This window comes from Duganella sp. CF402 (assembly GCF_900109645.1).
GTDB lineage: Bacteria > Pseudomonadota > Gammaproteobacteria > Burkholderiales > Burkholderiaceae_D > Rugamonas.
On sequence record NZ_FOBG01000001.1, the window covers coordinates 2,803,017 to 2,816,566 of the forward strand.

Genomic DNA, 13,550 nt, shown 5'->3' on the forward strand with positions numbered 1-13,550 from the left:
GGAATGACGGCTTAACAGCCAACACATATGAACATCAAAGTAGCTTACGACGCAGTAATGCAAACCGGCGAATGCCCGCTGTGGCATCCGCAGGAGCAGGTGCTGTACTGGGTGGATATTCCGGCGTTCACCGTCCACCGTCTCGATCCCGCCAGCGGCGCGCACCGCGCGTGGAAGCTCGACAGCGAGCCGGCCACGCTTGGCATCAGCGACCAAGGCGGCTTGATCGTCGCCATGCGCAGCGGCTTTGCGCACCTCGACACCAGCAGCGATGAGGTCAAGCTGACCGCGATTGTGGCGGCGCCTTACGACCAGTCGATCACGCGCTTTAACGATGGCCACGTGGACCCTGCGGGCCGCTTCTGGGTCGGCACCATCTACGAGCCGCGCGACAAGCCGGCGGCGGAGATGTATGTGCTGGAACAGGGCAAGCTGCGCAAGGCCTGGTCGGGCGGCATGACCAACTCGAACGGTTCGGGATTTAGCCCTGACCAGAAGAGCATGTATCACGCCGACACGGCGGCGCATCGCGTCACCAAGCTGGACTTCGATGCGGCCACCGGCACGGTCGACAACCAGCGCTTGCTGCACCAGTTCTCGATGGACAAGGAGAACAACTACGGCGGCCGCCCGGATGGCGCTGCGGTGGATAGCGAGGGCAACTACTGGGTGGCGATGTTTGAAGGCGCGCGCATCGCGAAGCTGTCGCCGGAGGGAGTGCTGCTGGGCGAGATCAAGCTGCCGGTGCGCTGCCCGACCATGCCGGCGTTTGGCGGGCCGGATCTGAAGACCCTGTACGTCACCAGCGCCGGCGCGCGTCCGGCGCCGGAACTGGAGCAGTATCCGCTGAGCGGCAAACTGCTGGCGATCGAGATGGATGTCGCCGGCCGCGCAGAGCCGGCGTACCGCTCGCGCTAGCCCGCACTACGGCAAGAGGGGTCTGCCCCCGCGACGGATCGCCGTGCGGGTTATAGCGCGCCCGCCAGTCGGAGGCGCGACTGCTGCGGGGCGAGGCCTTGGGTTTCACCCCGCACCACATCCAGCTTGAAGGCCGACACCAGCGTGGTCAGATGCTGGGCTTCCTGCGCCAGCGCATCGGCCGCCGCCGCATCCTCCTGCACCAGCGCAGTATTCTGCTGCGTCGATTCATCAAACTCCACAATCGCCTGGTTGATGCGCTCGATGCCCTCGTTCTGCTCCTGATTGGCATTGCTCATCTCGCCCATGATGGCGGTCACGCGCTGCACGCTCTCCACCACCTCCAGCATCGTGGCCCCAGCCTCATCCACCAAGCGGCTGCCGCTTTCCACCGTCTGCACGGTATTGCCGATCAACTCCTTGATCTCCTTGGCCGCGCCGGCAGAGCGATGCGCCAGCGTGCGCACTTCCGACGCCACCACCGCAAAGCCCCTGCCCTGCTCACCGGCGCGCGCCGCTTCCACCGCCGCATTCAAGGCCAGGATATTGGTCTGGAACGCAATCCCGTCAATCACGCTGATGATGTCCACAATCTGGCGCGAAGACGCATTGATCTCGCCCATCGTATCCACCACCTGCCGCACCGCCTCGCCGCCCTTGACCGCGATCTGCGATGCGCTCTGCGCCAGCTCATTGGCCTGGCGCGCGCTCTCGTTATTCTGCCGCACCGTCGCCGCCAAACGCGACATCGACGACGCCGTCTGCTCAATGCTACCGGCCTGGCGCTCGGTACGGCGCGACAAATCCGCATTGCCATGCGCGATTTCACCTGACGCGCCAGCGATGTTATGCGCGCCGTCGCGCACACCGGCGATGGTGTCGCGCATGGTCACCAGCATGTCGACCAGCGAGCGCGCCAGACGGCTGCGCGGCCTGGCCTCGCACGCCGACAAATCGATCCGCCCCTCAATCGCCGCCAGCGCCGACACGATGCCCTCCAGCTCCGCCGCTTGGCAAGCCGCGCGGCGCAGGATGGTGGCCAGGAAGATCAGCACCGCCGACTCCACCACCACATACGCCGCGTGGATGAACACCGTCGACAGCTGGGGACGGGTAAAGCACATCACGCCATAGCCCCACTCCTGCAGGTAGTGAAAGCTCAGGTGGTGCACCGCCGCCACGCCGGCCGCCACCACGATCGGCTTCCAGTCGCGATAAGCCAGCAAGAAAGCCAGATACACAAAAATCCCGAAATGCAGCTCGGTCAGGCCGGCCGCCTGGTGAATGTTCAGGGCCGCAAACACCATCACGCTGGCTGCCGCCACGCAGCGCGTCAACACCGAGCCCGGCGCGCTGAAGTGCAGCGCCGTCGGAATGCCAGCCGCCAGCAGGCCGACCAGCAAAGCCAGCCCCCAGGTGTCATTAAGCCCGGCCAGCGCCAGCGAGAACAGCTGCAAGGCCCACAGCACGCACAGCATCAGCTTGTCCGCCTGCACCGCAATCGCCTGCAAAGGATCGTATTTATTTGTCATGAAAGACTCCATAGCCGGACCAATGACCATGCATGAGATGACGGGCCAGCTTATAATTTGATGATGAGTTCGGCGGGGTGCGGGCCGGTGACCGGAGAATGCCGCAGAGGGGCGGCGCATGCAGGGTGTGATCCGCTGGAGACCGCGCAGTCTGGCGCGGAGCGGCGAACGGGATCGCATGCAGGAAAGCCGTCATTATACCGCGCTTTTCCGACAAGCAACTGTTTGCGCAATCGTGCGCGGGGCTGCAACAACACCGGCCGCCTCATAGGAGAATGTAGTAAATTTTCTTGCAAACCCCTCCGATAAGTAGTAAATTTACAGTAGCGGCTGCGCGCTGCGCGCGGCAATTCCTTCGGCACTTTTTTTGCGACGAAATTCATACTATGGCTCTTTCCGATTTTGATCTGGTTCTGTTTGGCGGCAGCGGCGATCTGGCGATGCGCAAATTGCTGCCCGCGATGTATGCCCGCGATGTCGCCAACGACCTGCCGCCGACCGCCCGCATCATTTGCGTCGGCCGCGCGGACGCCAGCCAGGAAGACTTCCTGCAAACCGTCGAAACCACGTCCAAACCGCTGATCAAATCGCCGGCCGTGACCCCGGCCGCCTGGGCCCGCTTCACCGCCCGCATCGTGTACGTGTCGCTCAACGCCACCGACGCCAGCAGCTACGGCGCGCTGGTCGAAGCGCTGCGCAAGGACGACGCCATCACCAAGGTCTACTACCTGGCCACGCCGCCGGCGATCTTCGCGCAGATTTGCGAGAACCTGAAATCGAACGGCCTGGTCACCGCCAACTCGCGCGTGGTGCTGGAAAAACCGCTGGGCCGCGACCTGGCCTCGGCCAAGCAGATCAACGCCGAAGTGGGCAAGGTGTTCGAGGAATCGCAGATCTACCGGATCGACCACTACCTGGGCAAAGAGACCGTGCAGAACTTGCTGGCCCTGCGCTTCGGTAACATCCTGTTCGAACCGCTGTGGCGCCGCGAGTGGATCTCCGACGTGCAGATCACCATCGCCGAAAAACTCGGCGTCGGCAACCGCCTCGGCTACTACGACACCTCGGGCGCGCTGCGCGACATGCTGCAGAACCACCTGCTGCAGCTGCTGTGTATCGTGGCGATGGAACCGCCGACCTCGATTTCGCCGGACGCCGTGCGCGATTCGAAGCTGCAAGTGCTGCGCTCGCTGAAGAAATTCACCCCGACCACGCTGGCGCAAAACATCGTGCGCGGCCAGTACCGCGCCGGCCACGTCGATGGCAAGGCCGTGCCGAGCTACCGCGACGAACCGGACGCACCAGCCCATTCGCGCACCGAAACCTTTGTCGCGATGAAAGCGGAAATCGACACCTGGCGCTGGGCCGGCGTGCCGTTCTACCTGCGCACCGGCAAGCGCATGGCCGACGGCCTGGCCGAAATCGTGGTGCGCTTCAAGCAGATCCCGCACTCGATCTTCAACCAGCCGACCAACAGCTTCCAGCCCAATTCGCTGGTGATCCGCCTGCAGCCGGACGAAGGCCTGCGCATGAACCTGATGGCGAAAACGCCGGGCGACGGCATGCGTCTGAAGCAAGCCGAGCTGGAACTGGACTTCCGCGAGCAGTTCAAATCGCCGCGCATGGAAGCCTACGAGCGCCTGCTGCTGGACGTGCTGCGCGGCCAACTGACCCTGTTCATGCGCGGCGACGAGCTGGAAGCGGCGTGGGAATGGGTCGAGCCTATCCTCAACAACTGGGAATCGGACGAAAGCTACCCGCTGCCGTACGCATCGGGCACCTGGGGACCGGCCGCCGCGTCGGCGCTGATCGGCCGCGACGGTCTGCAATGGCGTGAAGAAGTGTTGCCGGAAGACTGATGCTGCTCGATTCCATCCGTACCCAACTGGACTCGCTCTCCAAATCGGAGCGCAAGGTGGCGTTGGCCGTGCTCGAACATCCGACGCAGACGGTCAACCAGAACATCACTGCGCTGGCCAAAAGCGCGCAAGTGTCCGAACCGACCGTGGTGCGTTTCTGCCGTACGCTGGGCTATGACGGCTGGCATGAGTTCAAGCTCAAGCTGGCGCAGGGCCTGGCGCTGGCCCTGCCCGGCCTGAACGAACAGCCGACCCAGGACGACCTGGCGGCCGACCTGGTCAACAAAATTTGCAGCCGCTCGATCAACACCCTGCTGGACCTGCGCAACAACCTCGATCCGGAGGCGATCCAGAAGGCGCTGGACATCCTGTCCAAGGCCAACAAGATCGAATTCTATGGCCAGGGCACGTCCGGCATCGTGGCGGCCGATGCGCAGCACAAATTCTTCCGTTCGGGCGTACCGACCGTGGCGTACGCCGACCCGCACATCCACAGCATCGCGGCAGCCCTGCTGCGCACTGGCGATGCGCTGGTGGCAATCTCCCAGCGCGGCAACAGCCCGACGCTGGTGCGCTCGGTGAAACTGGCGCGCCGTGGCGGCGCCGAAGTCATCGTACTGGCCCCATCCGGCACCCCGCTGGCGGAACTGGCGACGGTGCTGATCCCGATCGACCTGATCTTCAACATCGACCCCTACACGCCAATCTCGGCGCGCCTGGCCTACCTGGTAGTGATCGACGTGCTGGCCGTCGGCCTGGCGCTGCAACGCGGCCCGGAATTCCGCAAAAAAATGCAGAACGCCCAAAAAGCCCTGCAGGAATTCGACCTGCAATTCGATTCCTTCATCGGCTAAATTCAGGGTCAGCTCTGTCATCTGGACACAGAGCGCATTTCTTTGATATTTCTCAAAGCATTCCTCTGAGATCGAGTTTAAAAAGATTTTATTTTTGAACTTGAAAATCAACAGATTCGTATTGATATGCATCAAACGGATTCAGCGCGTGTCCAAATGACAGAGCTGACCCTGATTTTCGCAACTCGGCTATGATGGGACAATCTATTCCGTCGATTGAGAGCGATTATGGCTGTCACCTTTGGCTACTCTGGCACGCCGTTGGCGAAGAAGCTGGGTATTGTGGCGGACTGCAAGGTCTGGGTGCGCAATGCGCCGGAGCAGTATCAGGACTGGCTGGCGCCGCTGCCTGAGGGCGTGCAGTTTCAATCGCGCCTCAGCGCCACCACCGATGTGGTCCATCTGTTCTGCGACCGCAAGGCCGATCTGACCAAACAGCTGGCCGCCGCACGCGCCGCGCTCAAGCCAGATGGCACGGTGTGGGTGTCGTGGCCGAAGAAGGCTTCCAAGGTGCCTACCGATATTACCGAGGATACGATCCGCGAACTGTGCCTGCCCTTCGGCTTCGTCGATGTGAAGGTATGCGCCGTCAGCGAGGTCTGGTCCGGCCTCAAGCTGGTGATTCGCAAGGAGCTGCGCTAACCGATGGACGGTTCAGTCGTCACTATCGTGCTGCTGGCCGCGCTGCTGCACGCGAGCTGGAATGCGCTGGTCAAGGCCGGTCCCGATAAGTACCTGACCACGGTGCTGGTAGCCTGCGGCGCCGGCCTGGTCTCGCTGCCGCTGCTGCCCTTCGCCGCCATGCCGCATGCCGACAGTTGGCCGTGGCTGATCGCTTCCGCCTGCTGCCAGGTGATCTATTACCGCCTGCTGGCCGCCGCCTATCATCACGGCGACATGAGCCAGGCCTACCCGCTGATGCGCGGCGCGGCGCCGCTGCTGGTGGCGCTGGCCAGCGTGCCGCTGCTCGGCGAACACCTGCACTGGCGGCAGGACGTGGCCATCATGCTGATCTGCGGCGGCGTGCTCACCCTCACTATCCTGCGCGGCGCCAGCGTCGGCGCCGACACCGGCAGCAACCGCAATGCGCGCCGCAGCGCCACCTTCTACGCGCTGCTCAACGCCGCCGTCATCGCCACCTACACCATGATCGACGGCGTCGGCGTGCGCAAGTCCGGCGCGCCTGCCGCCTACGCCATGTGGCTGTTCGTGCTGACCGCCGCATTGCTGCTGCTGTGCTCCACCAGCCGCTGGCGCGAGCTGCCGGCCTACGCGCGCCGCCACGCCGGCGTGATGCTGCTGGGCGGCGTCGGCACGCTGGCCTCCTACGGCCTGGCGCTGTGGGCCATGACGCACGCGCCGGTGGCCGCCGTCGCCGCGCTGCGCGAAACCTCGATCATGTTTGCCGCCGCCATCGCCGCCCTGTTCCTGCGCGAACGACTGGCGCCGGGACGCATCCTCGCCGTCAGCCTGATCGCCTGCGGTGCAATTCTCATGCGACTGGGCTAAGTCGGAGTAAAATAAGCTCGATTACAATTTTTCTTATCAGATTGGCAGCACTTATGAACCAACTCGAACAGCTCAAGCAATACACCACCGTGGTTGCCGACACCGGCGACTTCCAGGCCATCCAGCAATACACCCCGCGCGACGCCACCACCAATCCATCGCTGATCCTGAAGGCGGTGCAGAAGGATGAGTACAAGCCGCTGCTGGAAAAAGCCGTGCGCGACAACCTGGACGCCTCCACCGGTGAAGTGATCGACCACCTGCTGGTCGCCTTCGGCAAGCAAATCCTGCGTGTGATCCCGGGCCGCGTGTCGACCGAAATCGACGCCGCCCTGTCGTTCAACACCGCCGCCTCGGTGGCCAAGGGCCGCGACCTGATCAAGCTGTACGAGCAAAACGGCATCGACCGCGAGCGCGTGCTGATCAAGATGGCTTCGACCTGGGAAGGCATCCGCGCCTCCGAGATCCTGGAAAAAGAAGGCATCCACACCAACATGACGCTGCTGTTCTCGCTGCCGCAAGCAATCGCCTGCGCCGAAGCGGGCGCCAAGCTGATTTCGCCGTTCGTGGGCCGCATCTACGACTGGTACAAGAAATCGACCGGCATCGACTACCAGGGCGCGGAAGATCCAGGCGTGCAGTCGGTCAAGCGCATCTACAACTACTACCGCAAGTTCGGCTACAACACCGAAGTGATGGGCGCCAGCTTCCGCAACACCGGCCAGATCCTGGAACTGGCCGGCTGCGACCTGCTGACCATCAGCCCGGACCTGCTGCAAAAGCTGGCCGACACCAACGCCCCGGTCGAGCGCAAACTGAGCCAGGACAGCGGCTCCAGCGCCGCCATCGGCAAGATCGCCATCGACGAGCCGACCTTCCGCTTCATGTTCAACGAAGACGCAATGGCGACCGAGAAGACCGCCGAAGGCATCCGCGCCTTCGTGGCCGACACGGCCAAGCTGAAACAAATCATCTCCGGCATGCGTTAATCTTCTGACGTTCCCGTAGATCGAAAGGCAGGAGCGCGGCACTCGCCGCCCTCCTGCCTTTTTGCATTACAATCTTGCATCAACTATAAAATTTGCCGCGAGACCATCCATGAGATTCGTCCCTCGTTGTACCGCTGTCGCCATCATCACCCTGTTGAGCGCCTGCGGCGACAAAGCCGCCACCAACAGCGCACCGCCGCCCGCCACCGTCTCCGTCATCACCGTCGCTCCCGCCGCCGTCACGCTCAAAACCGAACTGCCCGGCCGCACCGAGGCCTCGCGCATTGCGCAGGTGCGCGCGCGTACCGCCGGCATCGTGCTGCAACGGGTCTACAAGGAAGGCGGCGAAGTAAAGGCCGGCGAGGTCTTGTTCCGCATCGACCCGGCCCAGTTCCAGGCCTCGTTCGACAGCGCGCAAGCCGCCGTGGCCAAGGCCGAGGCCAATCTGGCGCAGGCGGATTTAAAGGTAAAACGGTATAAACCATTAATCGCGGCGCAGGCGGTCAGCCAGCAGGAATACGACGACGCGCTCACCGCGCAGAAGCAGGCGGCGGCCGACCTGGCCACCACCAAGGCCACCCGCACCACCGCCGGCCTGACGCTGGGCTACGCCACCGTCACCTCGCCCATTTCCGGCCGCGTGAGCCGCGCGCTGGTGACCGAAGGCGCGCTGGTGGGACAAGGCGAAGCCACGCCGATGGCGACCGTGCAGCAGCTGGATCCGATTTACGTCACCATCACCCAATCCTCTACAGAAGTGCTGAAGCTGCAGCGCGCGCTGGCCGACGGCAAATTGAAACGCGCCGGCAAGGATCAGGTGCGCGTGACGCTGGTGACTGAGGATGGCCAGCCCTACCAGCAAGCCGGCAAGCTGCTGTTCTCCGATGTGTCGGTGGACGAGAGCACCGGCTCGGTCTCGATGCGCGCGGAGTTCCCGAATCCGGACCGCGTCCTGCTGCCCGGCATGTACGTGCGCGCCCGCCTTGAACAGGGCGTAAGCGAGGCCGCCATCACGGTGCCACAGCAAGCCATCGTGCGCACCAACGAAGGTGCCACGGTGCTGATCGTCGGCGCGGATAATAAAGTGCTTTCGCAGCCGGTGACGGCCAACGCCAACGACGGCAATAACTGGATCGTCAGCGCCGGCCTCAAAGGCGGCGAGCGCATCGTGGTTGAAGGCTTCCAGAAGGCCAAGCCCGGCGCCGTAGTCAATCCGCAGCCGTGGAAAGGCCCGGTCGGCGCTGCTCCGGCCGGTGCAGCCGGTGCAGCCGTCGCGCCAGCCGCTTCAGCCAAATAAGCGGGAGCGCACATGGCCAAGTTCTTCATCGACCGCCCGGTATTCGCATGGGTGATCGCGCTGTTCATCCTGCTGGGCGGGATGCTGGCGATTACCGTGCTGCCAGTGTCGCAGTACCCGACCATCGCACCGCCATCCATCGTGGTGTCGGCCAACTACCCCGGCGCTACCGCGCAGGTGCTGGACGATGCGGTCACCAGCGTCATCGAACAGGAAATGAACGGCGCCGACGGCCTGCAATACGTGGAGTCGCAAAGCGAAGCCAATGGCGCGGTGACCATTACCGTCACCTTCGTCCCCGGCACCAATCCGGACCTGGCGGCGGTCGATGTGCAGAACCGCATCAAGCGCGTGGAATCGCGCCTGCCGGCCGCTGTCACGCAGCAGGGTGTGCAGGTCAACAAGGCGCGCTCCAACATCCTGATGTTCGTCGGCCTGACCTCTTCCGACGGACGCCTCGACCGCATCGCGCTGGGCGACTACATGGCGCGCAACGTGGTCAATGAAATCAAGCGCATCCCCGGCGTGGGACAGGCGCAGTTGTTCGGCTCCGAGCGCGCCATGCGCATCTGGGTCGACCCGCAAAAGCTGGTCGGCCTGAAAATGAACATGGCCGACGTGACGGCGGCGATTCGCGCGCAAAACACGCAAGTCACCTCCGGCACGCTGGGCGACCTGCCCAGCCCTGCGGACCAGACCTTCTCCGCGCCGATCGTGGTGACCGGCCAGCTGTCCTCCACCACCGAGTTTGGACAGGTCGTGCTGCGCGCGAATCCCAACGGCTCGCTGGTGCGCCTGAAGGACGTGGCGCGGATCGAGCTGAATGGCGCAAGCCTGAACATCGGCGCGCGCCTGAACGGCCAGCCATTCGCCGCCATCGGCGTCCAGCTGTCGCTGACCGGTAATGCGCTGCAAACCGCCACCGCGGTGCGCGAGAAGATGGAACAGTTGTCCAAATACTTCCCGCCGGGTGTGCAGTACACCGTGCCTTACGATACCTCGCTGTTCGTCAAGATCTCGATCGAGGAAGTGGTGAAGACGCTGCTGGAAGCGGTGGTGCTGGTGTTCCTGGTGATGTACCTGTTCCTGCAGAATATCCGCTACACCCTGATCCCGACCATCGTGGTACCGGTGGCGCTGATGGGTACCTTCGCCATGATGCAGCTGTGCGGCTTCTCCATCAACGTGCTGACCATGTTCGGCATGGTGCTGGCGATCGGTATCCTGGTCGACGACGCCATCGTGGTGGTGGAGAACGTCGAGCGCATCATGAGCGAGGAAGGCTTGTCGCCGCGCGAAGCCACGCGCAAGGCGATGGGCCAGATCACCGGCGCCATCATCGGCATCACGCTGGTGCTGGTGGCGGTGTTCATCCCGATGGCGTTCTTCGGCGGTGCGGTGGGCGCGATCTACCGCCAGTTCTCGCTGGCGATGGTATCGGCGATGGGCTTCTCCGCGCTGATGGCGCTGACCCTGACGCCTGCCTTGTGCGCCACCATGCTCAAGCCGGTGGAAGCCGGTCATCATCACGAGAAGAAAGGCTTCTTCGGCTGGTTCAATCGCGGCTTTGCGGTGACGGCGACGAGCTACCAGGGCACCATCGCCAAGATCCTCAAGCGCACCGGCCGCTACCTGATCATTTTTGCGGCGCTGTGCGGCGTGGTGGGCTGGCTGTACGCGCGCCTGCCGTCGTCCTTCCTGCCGAACGAAGACCAGGGCTACCTGCTGGCCAACGTGCAGCTGCCGCCGGGCGCCTCGAGCAGCCGCACGCAAGCCGTGCTGGCACAGGCAGACGCCTACTTCCGCAAGCAGCCGGGCGTGGCGCGCACGCTGTCGATATCGGGCTTCTCCTTCGCCGGCAATGCCCAGAACGCGGGCCTGATCTTCATTCCGCTGAAAGACTGGAACGAACGCGGGTCCGAGCACACGGCGCAGGCGATTGCGCAGCGCGCGATGAAGGATTTGTCCGGCATTCCGGATGCGGTGATCTTCCCGCTCAGCCCTCCGCCGATCCGCGAACTGGGTAACGCCACCGGCATCACCGCGCGTTTGCAGGACCGCAGCGCGCAGGGCCATGATGCGCTGATTGCGGCGCGCAATCAGTTGCTGGGACTTGCGGCCAAGAGCGACGTCCTGAAAGGCGTGCGGCCGGAAGGATTGGAAGATGCGCCGCAGCTGCAAGTCGATATCGACCGCGAGAAGGCCAATGCGCTGGGCGTGAGTTTCGCCGATATCAATGCCATGATCTCGACCTCGCTGGGCTCCACCTACGTCAACGACTTCGCCAGCAGCGGGCGACAGCAGCGCGTGATCGTACAGGCCGACGCGCCGCGCCGCTTGCAGCCGCAGGACATCATGCAGCTCAATGTGCGCAGCAGCAGCGGCGCGATGGTGCCGTTCTCCTCGTTCTCCTCGTCGCGCTGGATACAGGGGCCGGTGCAGCTGGTGCGCTACAACGGCTACCCCGCCATCCGCCTGACCGGCGACGCCGCACCGGGCCGTTCGTCCGGCGAGGCGATGGCGGAACTGGAACGGCTGGCGCAAGAGCTGCCGCCGGGCTTCGGCATCGAATGGACCGGACAATCGCTGGAGGAGAAAACTTCCGGCTCCCAGGCGCCGATGCTGTTTGCCTTGTCGCTGCTGGCGGCCTTCCTGGTGCTGGCGGCGCTGTACGAGAGCGAATCCATTCCGGTGGCGGTGCTGCTGGTGGTGCCGCTCGGTGTGCTGGGCGCGCTGCTGGGCGCGACCTTGCGCGGGCTGCCGAACGACGTGTACTTCAAGGTCGGCCTGATTGCCATCATCGGCTTGTCGGCCAAGAACGCGATCCTGATCATCGAGTTTGCGAAGGACCTGCAGGCACAGGGCAAGGGCCTGATCGAGGCGACGCTGGAAGCGGTGCACCTGCGCTTCCGCCCCATCATCATGACATCGCTGGCGTTTATCCTGGGCGTGCTGCCGTTGGTGATTGCAACCGGCGCTGGATCGGCCAGCCAGCGCGCCATCGGCACCGGCGTGATGGGCGGGATGATTACCGCGACCGTGCTGGCGGTGTTTTTGGTGCCGGTGTTCTTCGTCGTGGTGCGCCGCATCTTCAAAGGCAGCGAGCGCCAACGCAAACTGGCGGCACATGAACTGAATGACAAAAAACATGAAACCTACGATTAAACCGGCAGCGCTGCTGGCCGCGTCGCTGCTCTCTGCCTGTTCGCTGGCGCCGACCTACGAGCGCCCTGCCGCGCCGGTGGCGAATGCTTACGCCTTCAACCCGTCCGGCACCGCCGCCAAGACCGGCTTTGAGACACACCTGCCCGGCCCCGGCCAGAAAACCGCCGTCGATACCGGCTGGCGCGAATATTTCACCGATCCGCATCTGCAGCAGCTGATCGCCGCCGCGCTGGAAAACAACCGCGACCTGCGCACCGCCGTGCTGCGCATCGAAGAAGCCCGCGCGCAGTACAACATCCAGTCCGCCGACCGCCTGCCCAACCTGAACGCCAGCGTCGGCGGCACGCGCGCCAAGACCCCGGCCTTCCTGTCGTCGAGCGGGCAGTCGACCATTGGCCAGCGTTACGACGTCGGCGTCTCGGTGTCCGCATTTGAGCTGGACTTCTTCGGCCGCGTCAAAAGCCTGAACGACGCCGCACTGTCCACCTACCTCGCCACCGAAGAAGCCCGCAGCGCGGCGCAAATCGCGCTGGTGTCGCAAGTGGCGCAGGCCTACTACACCGAACGCGCCTACGCCGAGCAGTACGCGCTGGCGCAGCAAACCTACGAAGCGCGGGCCCGCACCTACAAGCTCACGCAGCAGCGCGCCGAAGTGGGCGCCTCCTCGCGCCTCGACCTGCGCTCCAACGAAACGCTGATGGAAACCGCGCGCGCCGCCGCGCTGGCACTGGCACGCCAGCGCGCGCAAGCCGAGAACGCGCTGACGCTGCTGATCGGCCAGGCACCGGCAACTGCGGCATCGGGCGCCATGCCGAGCGACCTGCAAATCAACCTGATGACCGCAATCCCGACCGGCCTGCCGTCCGATTTGCTGATCCGCCGTCCCGACATCCGCGCCGCCGAGCAGCGCCTGAAAGCGGCCAACGCCAACATCGGCGCCGCGCGCGCCGCCTTCTTCCCGCGTATCAGCCTGACCGCCGCCTTGGGCAGCAGCAGCCCTGCGCTGCATGGCCTGTTCGACAGCGGTTCCGGCAGCTGGTCGTTCGCGCCGCAACTGACGCTGCCGATCTTCGACGCCGGCCGCAACAGCGCCAACCTGACGCTGGCCGAAGTCCGCAAAAACATCGCCGTGGCGGACTACGAAAAAACCATCCAGACCGCCTTCCGCGAAGTGGCCGACGCCTTGGCCGCACGCGACTATCTGGGCGAACAGGAAGCCGCCCAGCGCGCCGTGCAGAAAGCCCAGGCCGATCGCCTCAAACTGCTGCAACTACGCTTCGACAACGGCGTCGCCAGCTCGCTGGACGTGCTGGATGCACAACGTGAACTGTTCAGCGCCCAGCAGTCGCTGGTCCAGGCCCGCCTGCTACGCACCACCAGCGCCATCGACCTGTATCGCACGCTTGGCGGAGGCCTCAAGTAAAATA

Annotated in this window: 10 protein-coding genes; 9 read left to right on the plus strand and 1 reads right to left on the minus strand. The window is 64.3% G+C overall.

Annotated features, from left to right (window positions below):
* Positions 1 to 27: 27 nt before the first annotated feature.
* Positions 28 to 918: an SMP-30/gluconolactonase/LRE family protein gene (locus BMZ70_RS12565; RefSeq protein ID WP_229205388.1), complete on the plus strand. Its 891-nt coding sequence runs from the start codon at positions 28 to 30 to the stop codon at positions 916 to 918.
* 50 nt (positions 919 to 968) lie between these two features.
* Here BMZ70_RS12565 and BMZ70_RS29215 read toward each other — a convergent pair whose 3' ends face one another.
* On the minus strand, positions 969 to 2,450 hold the full coding sequence (locus tag BMZ70_RS29215) for a methyl-accepting chemotaxis protein (RefSeq protein WP_304529072.1): 1,482 nt from the start codon (positions 2,448 to 2,450) through the stop codon (positions 969 to 971).
* A gap of 386 nt (positions 2,451 to 2,836) precedes the next feature.
* On the opposite strand from BMZ70_RS29215, the gene zwf reads away from it, so the two are divergent.
* The 8 genes from zwf (at position 2,837) to BMZ70_RS12610 (ending at position 13,546) form a co-directional block, all read left to right on the plus strand.
* Complete coding sequence (gene zwf, locus BMZ70_RS12575; protein WP_092274448.1) at positions 2,837 to 4,309, plus strand: glucose-6-phosphate dehydrogenase; 1,473 nt, start codon at positions 2,837 to 2,839, stop codon at positions 4,307 to 4,309.
* Positions 4,309 to 5,163, plus strand: coding sequence for an SIS domain-containing protein (locus tag BMZ70_RS12580; RefSeq protein WP_092274451.1), 855 nt, complete (start codon positions 4,309 to 4,311; stop codon positions 5,161 to 5,163). Before zwf ends, BMZ70_RS12580 begins: the two co-directional genes overlap by 1 nt.
* A 228-nt stretch (positions 5,164 to 5,391) precedes the next feature.
* Entirely contained in the window at positions 5,392 to 5,805 is a 414-nt protein-coding gene (locus tag BMZ70_RS12585; protein WP_092274454.1) for a DUF3052 family protein, read from the plus strand.
* A 3-nt stretch (positions 5,806 to 5,808) separates the two neighbouring features.
* Positions 5,809 to 6,672: an EamA family transporter gene (locus tag BMZ70_RS12590; RefSeq protein ID WP_092274458.1), complete on the plus strand. Its 864-nt coding sequence runs from the start codon at positions 5,809 to 5,811 to the stop codon at positions 6,670 to 6,672.
* A gap of 53 nt (positions 6,673 to 6,725) precedes the next feature.
* Positions 6,726 to 7,661 (plus strand): transaldolase, encoded by a 936-nt coding sequence (gene tal, locus BMZ70_RS12595; RefSeq protein ID WP_092274461.1) that lies wholly within the window; start codon positions 6,726 to 6,728, stop codon positions 7,659 to 7,661.
* Positions 7,662 to 7,770: 109 nt separating this feature from the next.
* Positions 7,771 to 8,958, plus strand: coding sequence for an efflux RND transporter periplasmic adaptor subunit (locus tag BMZ70_RS12600; RefSeq protein ID WP_092274464.1), 1,188 nt, complete (start codon positions 7,771 to 7,773; stop codon positions 8,956 to 8,958).
* A 12-nt stretch (positions 8,959 to 8,970) separates the two neighbouring features.
* Positions 8,971 to 12,123: an efflux RND transporter permease subunit gene (locus tag BMZ70_RS12605; protein ID WP_092274467.1), complete on the plus strand. Its 3,153-nt coding sequence runs from the start codon at positions 8,971 to 8,973 to the stop codon at positions 12,121 to 12,123.
* Positions 12,107 to 13,546 (plus strand): efflux transporter outer membrane subunit, encoded by a 1,440-nt coding sequence (locus tag BMZ70_RS12610; RefSeq protein ID WP_130300783.1) that lies wholly within the window; start codon positions 12,107 to 12,109, stop codon positions 13,544 to 13,546. Before BMZ70_RS12605 ends, BMZ70_RS12610 begins: the two co-directional genes overlap by 17 nt.
* Positions 13,547 to 13,550: the final 4 nt, after the last annotated feature.

Bases quoted from the DNA above. Each gene is read 5' to 3' on its own strand.
- BMZ70_RS12610 (WP_130300783.1), top strand. From the start codon at position 12,107: ATGAAACCTACGATTAAACCGGCAGCGCTGCTGGCCGCGTCGCTGCTC.
- BMZ70_RS12600 (WP_092274464.1), top strand. From the start codon at position 7,771: ATGAGATTCGTCCCTCGTTGTACCGCTGTCGCCATCATCACCCTGTTG.
- BMZ70_RS29215 (WP_304529072.1), bottom strand. From the start codon at position 2,450: ATGACAAATAAATACGATCCTTTGCAGGCGATTGCGGTGCAGGCGGAC.
- tal (WP_092274461.1), top strand. From the start codon at position 6,726: ATGAACCAACTCGAACAGCTCAAGCAATACACCACCGTGGTTGCCGAC.
- BMZ70_RS12565 (WP_229205388.1), top strand. From the start codon at position 28: ATGAACATCAAAGTAGCTTACGACGCAGTAATGCAAACCGGCGAATGC.
- zwf (WP_092274448.1), top strand. From the start codon at position 2,837: ATGGCTCTTTCCGATTTTGATCTGGTTCTGTTTGGCGGCAGCGGCGAT.
- BMZ70_RS12590 (WP_092274458.1), top strand. From the start codon at position 5,809: ATGGACGGTTCAGTCGTCACTATCGTGCTGCTGGCCGCGCTGCTGCAC.
- BMZ70_RS12580 (WP_092274451.1), top strand. From the start codon at position 4,309: ATGCTGCTCGATTCCATCCGTACCCAACTGGACTCGCTCTCCAAATCG.
- BMZ70_RS12585 (WP_092274454.1), top strand. From the start codon at position 5,392: ATGGCTGTCACCTTTGGCTACTCTGGCACGCCGTTGGCGAAGAAGCTG.
- BMZ70_RS12605 (WP_092274467.1), top strand. From the start codon at position 8,971: ATGGCCAAGTTCTTCATCGACCGCCCGGTATTCGCATGGGTGATCGCG.